This window comes from Nonomuraea aridisoli, from assembly GCF_003236395.1.
Taxonomy (GTDB): domain Bacteria; phylum Actinomycetota; class Actinomycetes; order Streptosporangiales; family Streptosporangiaceae; genus Nonomuraea; species Nonomuraea aridisoli.
This window is the reverse complement of sequence record NZ_POUD01000369.1, coordinates 1-7,582: the sequence shown is the minus strand read 5'-3', so window position 1 is coordinate 7,582 and position 7,582 is coordinate 1. Positions and strand designations below refer to the sequence as shown.

General features: G+C 69.9%; 9 protein-coding genes. 1 reads left to right on the top strand and 8 read right to left on the bottom strand.

Features of this window, described 5'->3' with window-relative positions:
* Positions 1–347: 347 nt before the first annotated feature.
* The 7 genes from C1J01_RS52865 to C1J01_RS44145 all read right to left on the bottom strand — a co-directional run bounded on the left by C1J01_RS52865 (position 348) and on the right by C1J01_RS44145 (position 4,639).
* The gene (locus tag C1J01_RS52865; RefSeq protein ID WP_235855073.1) at positions 348–635 is read right to left on the bottom strand and encodes a hypothetical protein; all 288 of its coding nucleotides are present in this window, start codon (positions 633–635) and stop codon (positions 348–350) included.
* Positions 598–882: an NUDIX domain-containing protein gene (locus C1J01_RS52860; protein WP_235855072.1), complete on the bottom strand. Its 285-nt coding sequence runs from the start codon at positions 880–882 to the stop codon at positions 598–600. The genes C1J01_RS52865 and C1J01_RS52860 overlap by 38 nt, the downstream gene beginning before the upstream one ends.
* A gap of 78 nt (positions 883–960) precedes the next feature.
* Entirely contained in the window at positions 961–1,317 is a 357-nt protein-coding gene (locus C1J01_RS44165) for a hypothetical protein (protein ID WP_111184987.1), read from the bottom strand.
* The gene (locus C1J01_RS44160; protein WP_111184986.1) at positions 1,272–2,303 is read right to left on the bottom strand and encodes a hypothetical protein; all 1,032 of its coding nucleotides are present in this window, start codon (positions 2,301–2,303) and stop codon (positions 1,272–1,274) included. The genes C1J01_RS44165 and C1J01_RS44160 overlap by 46 nt, the downstream gene beginning before the upstream one ends.
* Before the next feature lie 154 nt (positions 2,304–2,457).
* A complete protein-coding gene (locus C1J01_RS44155) occupies positions 2,458–3,009 on the bottom strand; it encodes a hypothetical protein (RefSeq protein ID WP_111184985.1) in 552 nt (183 codons plus the stop codon).
* Entirely contained in the window at positions 2,946–3,992 is a 1,047-nt protein-coding gene (locus C1J01_RS44150) for an ATP-grasp domain-containing protein (RefSeq protein WP_146615954.1), read from the bottom strand. The genes C1J01_RS44155 and C1J01_RS44150 overlap by 64 nt, the downstream gene beginning before the upstream one ends.
* Positions 3,989–4,639 (bottom strand): nucleoside/nucleotide kinase family protein, encoded by a 651-nt coding sequence (locus C1J01_RS44145; RefSeq protein WP_111184983.1) that lies wholly within the window; start codon positions 4,637–4,639, stop codon positions 3,989–3,991. The genes C1J01_RS44150 and C1J01_RS44145 overlap by 4 nt, the downstream gene beginning before the upstream one ends.
* 180 nt (positions 4,640–4,819) lie before the next feature.
* Between C1J01_RS44145 and C1J01_RS44140 the strand changes: the two genes are divergently transcribed.
* Positions 4,820–6,166 carry a tetratricopeptide repeat protein gene (locus tag C1J01_RS44140; protein ID WP_220040421.1) on the top strand — a complete coding sequence of 449 codons (1,347 nt, stop codon included), beginning with the start codon at positions 4,820–4,822 and terminating at the stop codon, positions 6,164–6,166.
* Between the two features lie 164 nt (positions 6,167–6,330).
* Here the strand turns inward: C1J01_RS44140 and C1J01_RS44135 are convergent, their stop codons facing one another.
* Positions 6,331–7,488 carry a serine/threonine-protein kinase gene (locus C1J01_RS44135; RefSeq protein ID WP_220040420.1) on the bottom strand — a complete coding sequence of 386 codons (1,158 nt, stop codon included), beginning with the start codon at positions 7,486–7,488 and terminating at the stop codon, positions 6,331–6,333.
* Between the last annotated feature and the right edge of the window lie 94 nt (positions 7,489–7,582).

Here is a 7,582-nt window from a genome sequence, read left to right as displayed (position 1 = left end):
CCCGGGCCCGGGCGCCCACCTGGCATCCCCAACCGCCGACCCGCCCCCCGCTACGACGTGGGCAAAACCGTCAGACGGGGCCGCACCCTCGCAGTACTACAACAATCCGGAGGATAAAGAACAAGCTAACCGCCCACGGCTCTTGACGCTTCCGAGGAGGGCGCGGTGTTGGCAGCGTACGTGTTGCTCGAATTCGAGCAGCACGAGCGTGGGGTGCCGGTAAGAAACATGTCATGAGCCCTAAACGACGTTGATCTTGGAACGGACAGGGCCGCCGCTGAACATATGGGGAAGCCCCCGGTCGCCTCTTCGGAGGCGGGCGGGGGCTTTTCGTGTTTGATCGGGCCTTACACCCATGTGTAGTTCTGGTCCGTGACCGCTGGGAGAAGGGGATTGCCGGGCGGGGCGTCCGGCGTGGCCAGTGCGCTGACGGCCGTCCCGATCAGCGGAAACAGCGGCAGGTGCTCCGACTTGCGGTAGTTCACCCACTCGATGACGCCCGCCTCGCTGCTACCGTCCGGCAGGTCGTCGTACTCGACGGTGGCCAGGCGTGCGCGGACGTCCGAAGTGATGTGGCAGCGGAAGATCATGTGGATCTTACGCGGCGGCGGCGTCGGGCCGGGCCGCGTGACCATCTGATCCTGGATCCAGCACAACTCGGGCGGGGGGGGCATCGCCGTGGTGGAGGACGAGTTCCTCGTCGAGTTCCCGCCACAGCGCGTCGAGCAGGTCCTCCCCGGTGGCCACGTTGCCCCCGGGCGGGGTGTAGTGGGAGCCGGTTGGCCGGTCTCGGCGGATGAGCGCGATGTCGTCGCCGCAGAACACCAGAGCGCCAGTGCGGATCTTCACGCGCGCGAAGGGCGTGGTGGTGGGGTCCGTCATGCACGCCATATTGCACCGCGCAGGCCCGGCTATCAGGGAAACGAAACCCTTCCCGAGAGGCCTGCGCGGGGCGACGGTTCAGGCGGTCGCGAGCAGGCCCGGCATGGCCAGGCCGGCGCGGCCTTGGTCGAGCGTGAGGTGCTCCAGGTCAACACCGGTAACGGTGTACCGGCGAAGCCGGGTGCAGGTGCCGCGCATGACCGGCCGCAGGTCGCACGGGTCGAGCTCCTCGATGACGAGGGTGGGGGTGGTGGTCGTGTCGTTCTTGCCGCCGGCGACCGCCAGCGGCAGACGTCCGGCGGGAGCAAACGGGATGGGGGCGATCCGCCAGATCGGGCCGCGCACACTGGACAGGCTGGCGGCGCCGAAGCCCCTTTCCTCCCTTGGGGTCATCGGCTCGCCGTCGAGGGAGACCAGGCCCCGGAACAGGCCCATCGCCCTGCCTTGGTTGACGATCTGCCCGGTATCGATGGTGAAGTCCCGGGAGAAGAACGCCGCGGCCGGATACCCGGTGAGGTGCAGGGCTTCGGGTAGCTGCGCAGGAGCGGGATGACGCTCTCGCTGAGATGGGCGCCGGCGCAACGGTCCACGCCGTCGCCGAGGCCGGCCGCGATGGTGTCGAGCTGCGTCAGCACCGCATCGACGTCGGAGTAGGTGGCGTGAGGGAAGCGGTCGCGGCGGCCGAGGCCGCGGGCAGCCTTGTAGGCGAGCAGCGCGTTCAGGACGTGCCGGGTGGCGTCGGTGTAGCCCGACCGCTTGCGGTTCTCGGTGGCCGGGTAGAGGTGCAGCGCGGTGAAGGTTCCGTCGCTGTGGAAGTCGGGGTCAGCCGCGTAGTAGTCGCCGTCGGCGTTGGAGAAGCGGAACATCCTGACCGCTCGCGCCCGGTACGGCACGTCGAGGTGGCCGCCCAGGACGGCTCGCACGGTAGCAGACTCGGCGTCGAGCTGGTCGCCTACCAGGTGCAGGTAGCGGCGCCCCTCGGTGGAGAACACCGGCTGAGTGCGCTCGTCCAGCCGCTCCACCTCGGTCAGCGGCAGCTCGCCGTCGTGCTCGTCGAGGGAGACGAGCAGATGCGGGCCGCAGGCCAGCACGTGGCGGCCGTCGATGACGGTGTCGGTTAGGTCGGCGAGGCCGAGCAGGGGTGCGAAGCGCATCTCGACGGCGGCCGTGGCGGGGCCGTGGCCGAGCTGGTCGAACGCCGACCGGTAGGTGGCCAGGGCGTGCGCGAAGTCGCGGACGAACTGGGCGCGGCTGGTCGCCGGATCGGCGCCGGTCCAGCCGATGGTGTACGGGGTGAGCGACAGCCGGATCCCGTCGAACACCTCGGCGTGCTGGTCGGCGATGCGCTGGTGCATCTCGACCAGGCGCGGGTTGAGGCTGGAGTAGCCCACGCTGGACACGCGCAGCCGGACGCCGAGCACGTCGCGCGCCAGCCCGCACAGGGTGTCGAGGTGCGGTACGAGAAGACGTCGTTGTCGAGGTAGGGGAACAACACGCCGGGCCGGTGGATGCGGCCGCCGGCGATCTGCAGGTCACGCTCGGCCGCGACCTGGGCGAAGGCGCGGACGAACGCGGTCAGTCCGGGCTCGGTGAACAAGCCGCGTGAACGCGTCGTCGGGCAGGGCGCGCAGCTGGTCGAGCAGGGACATGGAAGCGGCGGTGACGGAACAGGTGGTGCAGCGCGGTGTGGACGCGCGTGATGAAGGTGGAGGCGCGGGCGGGCCCGTCGAACGGCTGGTTGGCGCCGCTGGTGATGCCTTCGACGGTGGCGATCTCGGCGCCGGGGTGACACACGATGTCGGGGCCCGGGAGGTTGGCGAGGAGAACCTCTCCGTTGTCGGTGTCGGCGTCGGCCGGGTGCGCTCCGGGCCTGACCCAGCGCAGCCGGTCGTCGTGGCTGAGCCGGTAGACGCCCGGAGGGTGGCCGGGGGTGATGCGGGCCGGCCCGTCGTGGCAGAGGCGGGCCTTGACGTAGAACGGGCCGCCTGCCTGGCTGGCGTGGGCGATGGTGTCATGGTTGAAGTCGTCAGCGGACCCGAGCCAGGTCGGCCGGCCTCCGAGCATCACGGCCAGGTGGGCGGCGATGAACGGCGGCAGGCCGCGACGCTGCTGGTTGACGGCGGACACCTCGGTCGTGCCTGGTTGCGCCAGTTGATCTCGTTGGGGTAGACGTGCCCCTCGGCGGTGAGGATGGCGTCCAGGCCGAACAGCCCTGCCGCGCGGTGCCGCCGCCACGCCCACTCGGTGATGCGTTCGGCGCACTCGACGAGCACGGTGGCCGCGCCGGTCGGCCAGGGCCGCGACCAGTCGTTGCCCGCGCTCTTCGCCGGCCCGATGCCCAGCTCGGCCACCCCGACCGACTTGTGCGAGGGCCGGTCGACGTACACGCTGACGCCGCCCTGACCGTCCGGGACGCTGAGCACCGTGGTGTTGGAGGACCAGCCGTCCACGAAGGCGGCCACGCGGTACGGTCCCCGCAGCCGCGCGGCGTCGTCCAAATCGCGTTCGCTGGTCACGAAGACCGTGCCGCGCCCGCCCGACGTCGCCCCGGACTGCACCACCACCGTGTTGGTGCCGACCGCGCGGCGTAGCTCGGCCAGGTCAGGCAGGCGATCGACGCGGACGGACGGGATGCGCACCGTGGCGGGGACTCCGGCCGCGCGCAGCAGGTCGTTGAACGCGGGTTTGGCCTCGATCGTGTCGCGCAGCTCGCCGTCGGTCGCCGCCACGGTGCCGCTTGCGGCCGCGAGGTCGCGGAGAAGCGGCGTCGCGTACCAGGCGGTGACGATCGGCCGGTTCAGCGTGCGCAGGTGACGGTCGGCGTCGCGTCGCATCCGTGGGAGCCAGTCGTGCCGTTCCTGCGTGGAGCGGATGAGGGTGTGGTCCTCGGCGGCGGCCGCCGTGCGGGGCATGGCAGCAGGCCACGCCCGGTAGCAGCCGATGCTCAGCGTGGGCCGGAGCTCTTCGATGGCGGCCGGGCCCGTGTAGCTGGTGCGTAGCGCGGAGGTGAGCCGCTCGACGGTGACCAGCGGCCGGCCGGCCAGCGCCGCGGCGAGTCCTTCGCGCGCCTGGTCCACGATGGCGCTCATCTGGGCGAGGTCGGTCATCACGCCGCCTGAGGGTGTGCGACAGGCGTGGGCTGGATGCGGTGCGCGACCTCGGCGGCGATTTCCGAAGCGATGTCGGCCGCGCTGCGCAGCGAGGTGTCGTAGATCCTCAGGTGGGTGTGGCGTCGGCCGACGCCGCGCACGAGAGTGGTGTTGAACGTCGCCGCGAACGATGGGTCCTCGACGGTGCGGCGGTCGTTGGCGTCCGCGTCGTCGCGGATAGCCAGCCGCTTGGCCCGGGTCTCCACGGGGGCGTGCAGGTAGATCGCGAGGTCGAACGGGGCGAGCAGGCGAGGCCAGCGCACGGCCAGGCAGGCGGCCAGGTGCGGGCCGCTGGCCATGCCGAAGGCGACGCACCGGTCGGCGTACCCCTCTTGGATGATCACCTGGTCGGAGCGGTCGGGCGGCGACAGCCGCACGAGCAGGCCGTCGAGGAGATAGCCCGGCCCGAGCAGCGCTGCCGTGATGAACCCGGAGTCGGGCTGGCGCACGCGAGGCAGGCGGCGCAGGCGGGCGGCGAACGGCTGGATGCGGCTCAGCATCCAGCGGTGATCCCGTGCGGGGATGCCGCGTTCGTTGAGGGTGGAGGTCAGCTCACGTACCAGCGTGGATTTGCCGGTCAGGTCGAGCCCGTCGATCAGGATGCGCATCGGTCCTCCTGTGGTCCGGTTGCGCCCAGAGTGAGCAGCCGATCAGCGCAGGTGAAGAGACGCGGCGTTGCCTTCGGTTGCCTCCTGGTTGCTTCGAGTTGCCTCCTCGCTGGTGAGGCTTCACAGTCGGGAATGGGCGGAACACACTGAAGGGCAGCCCTCGACGAAGGGGACGCGACCGTGGACATCGCCGTGACTCGTCACCCGCTCACGGTGCTGCTCGACCGCAGGCACTGGACATATGAGACGTTTCTCTGCAAAGTCGCTCACCGTCACCGCGCCCGGGGGTTCGGCGGGCTGGCCACCCGGAAGGAGAAGGTGACCAGGTGGATCGCCGGCGCCGCGGTCCCGCAGGTCACCGCGCAGCTCGCGATGGCTGATGTTTTCGGCGTTCCGGAACGGGAGGTGTACGCGCGTGGCTGGGCGCACTGGCTCCTGGCCGCTTCTGACGACGATCGCGCGCTCTGGGAGTCGCCCTGGACGCCAGCGGGTAGCGTCACAGTACTGGACATGGTTGGAGGGCCAGTGGACCGTCGCGGCTTCTTGATCGCATCTACCGGCACACTGGCGGGCCTCGCCGCGCAGTGGGCGACCGCAAAGCCTGCGTTGGCCGTCCGAGGAGGACGACGGATCGGCGCCGAGGTCGTCACCCAGCTCGACGCGCGCTTAGCTGCGCTGCGGCTGCTCGATGACGAGATCGGCTCGGCGCACGTCTACGAAGCGGCCACCACGGAGATCCGGCTCATCCGCAGCCTGCTCAAGCAGACCTCGCACAGCGAGCAGGTCGGCCGCAGGCTGTACGGGGCAGCAGCGGAGGCGTGCCGGCTGGCGGGCTGGTGCGCCTACGACAACGGCAACCACGCCGACGCGGAGCGGCACTTCATCGCCGCCCTCCGCTCGGCCGCGAGCGCCGGCGACGACACGATCGGGGCGTTGACGATCGCCTTCTGGGCGAACCTGCGTTACGCGGGCGGGGACCCGCGTGGCGCTCTTGATCTGCTCGACGGGGCGCTCGCCTCGCGACGCATCTCCTCCCCGCGCGTGGTGGCGCTGCTGGACGTGCGCCGGGCCCGCGCGTACTCGCTGGCCGGCGAGCCGGTGCAGGCGTACCGGGCGGTGGAGAGCGCTTTCGCGTCGTACGACAAGGCCGCGCCTGCTGGCCAGGACCTGCCTGCGCTGTACTGGCTCAACGCTGGGGAAGTGCACCAGAGCGCGGGCAGCGCGGCCCTCAGCCTTGGGGAACCACGCAGGGCGCTGGAGCACTTCGAGGCCGCCCTGCACGGGGACGACCCGTACGACACCCGGCAGGAAGCGCGCGGCGCGGCGATCTACCTGGCGCGACGGTCGGAGGCGCATCTCGCGCTGGGCGATCTGGACGCCGCGGTGGAGGTAGCTGAGCAGGTGGTCCGGCTGATGGGCGGGGTGGAGTCGGCGCGCGGGACGAGCGCGCTGGAGGATCTGCGTGGCGGCCTGCTCGATCACAAGGAGGTGCCGGTCGTGCGGAACTTCTTGGAGCTGACTGCGTAGGCACGGGGCGGCCACAAGGACGACGACGCCCGCCTTCCCGCAAGGGGGAGGGCGGGCGTTTTTCGTCATGTCGGGGGTCGAGGAACCGGCGGACAGCCGTTGGCGCTGAGGAAGGATCAAGGCGCGCTGACGGATGAAAGATCGTCACTTGTAACGCGCGTCAATCACCCGCCAAGCTGGCGAATCTTCTCCAGCGGGTAGGGGGCCTGCCTGCTTTGGCGCTGGAACGTGCGGTAGAAGTCGGACATCACGGCGGCGATCGGCGCGTGGCGGGCAATGATCGCCGCGGCCTCCTCCTGGATTCCTGTGGGACGCTCGCCCTCCGCATAGGCGCGCACCCGCTTGTAGCGCCCCTCCCCGTCCTCCCTCCGCAGTCCGTACAGAGCAGTGACCAGCCAGTCCACCCGATACTTGGCGGAATAACAGCGGTCGTAGGTCTGGTGCCGGCTGAAGAAGTCGGCCTCGTTCTGCGACAGCTCGAATCCGGAGGAAATAGCGAGGCCGTAGTCGGCGAAGTAGAGGCGCTGGCCATCGGTCAGGATGTTCTCGAAGTGCGCGTCGAAGTGCAGGAGCCCTCGGCTGTTCATGAACGAGATGCCGGCTGTCAGTTCCCTCTCCACCATGGCGCAGGCTCGGTTGGCGGCTTGGTCGCCTGCCTCGACCTGGGCGCCCAGCCACTGGTGCAGGTTCTGCGGGATGTACTCCAGGAACAGTGCGACGCTCGCCGAGGACTGTTGCAGAGCCTGGATCCGGCGGCGTACCTGCGATCCGCCGCCCCAGTAGGCGACGGCCCGGTCGATGTCGGCCAGTTCTTCGGGCAGGGGCGTCGAGTCTGGCAGCACCCGCCAGTGGTACGTCAGGGGGAAACCCTCGTGTTCGGCCGCGAGCACCCAGTTGGTCGTCATGGTGTGCACGGCGAGCTCCCTCCAGACCCCGAAGCCCGGCCCGCCGACGCCGTAGTGGCAGAAGGTAGGCAGGTCGAACATGTTCGCCGTGGACCGGACATGCTCCGGTTGCCTCTCCAGATCGGTGAGAGGCACCCGCTTCACGAAGACCGGGGTTCCGGCGATCTCCAGCAGGGCCGACTTCCCGCCGATGCCGGATCCGAGCGGCACGGCCGTGTCCACGAGTTCGCTCAGGGCGCGGTCACTGCATAAGGCCAGGGATGTGGAGACGGCACTATGGGCGGTCAGACGCGCAGCGCGCGACATGTCAGGACACTTCACTGCGGCTTTCACCTGGGTACGGACCTCGATTCTGTAATGGCCACACAGTCGCGCCGAGCGCAAGGTCGCGTCCCAGATGCGGTGTAAATAGATCACGAGCGTAGGTTCCGTGTTGAACCGCCAAGTTCGCACGAAAGAGGTCCCACGCTCGTGACCCGTCGAGTATCGCCTACCCAGGCCATCCGTGCCG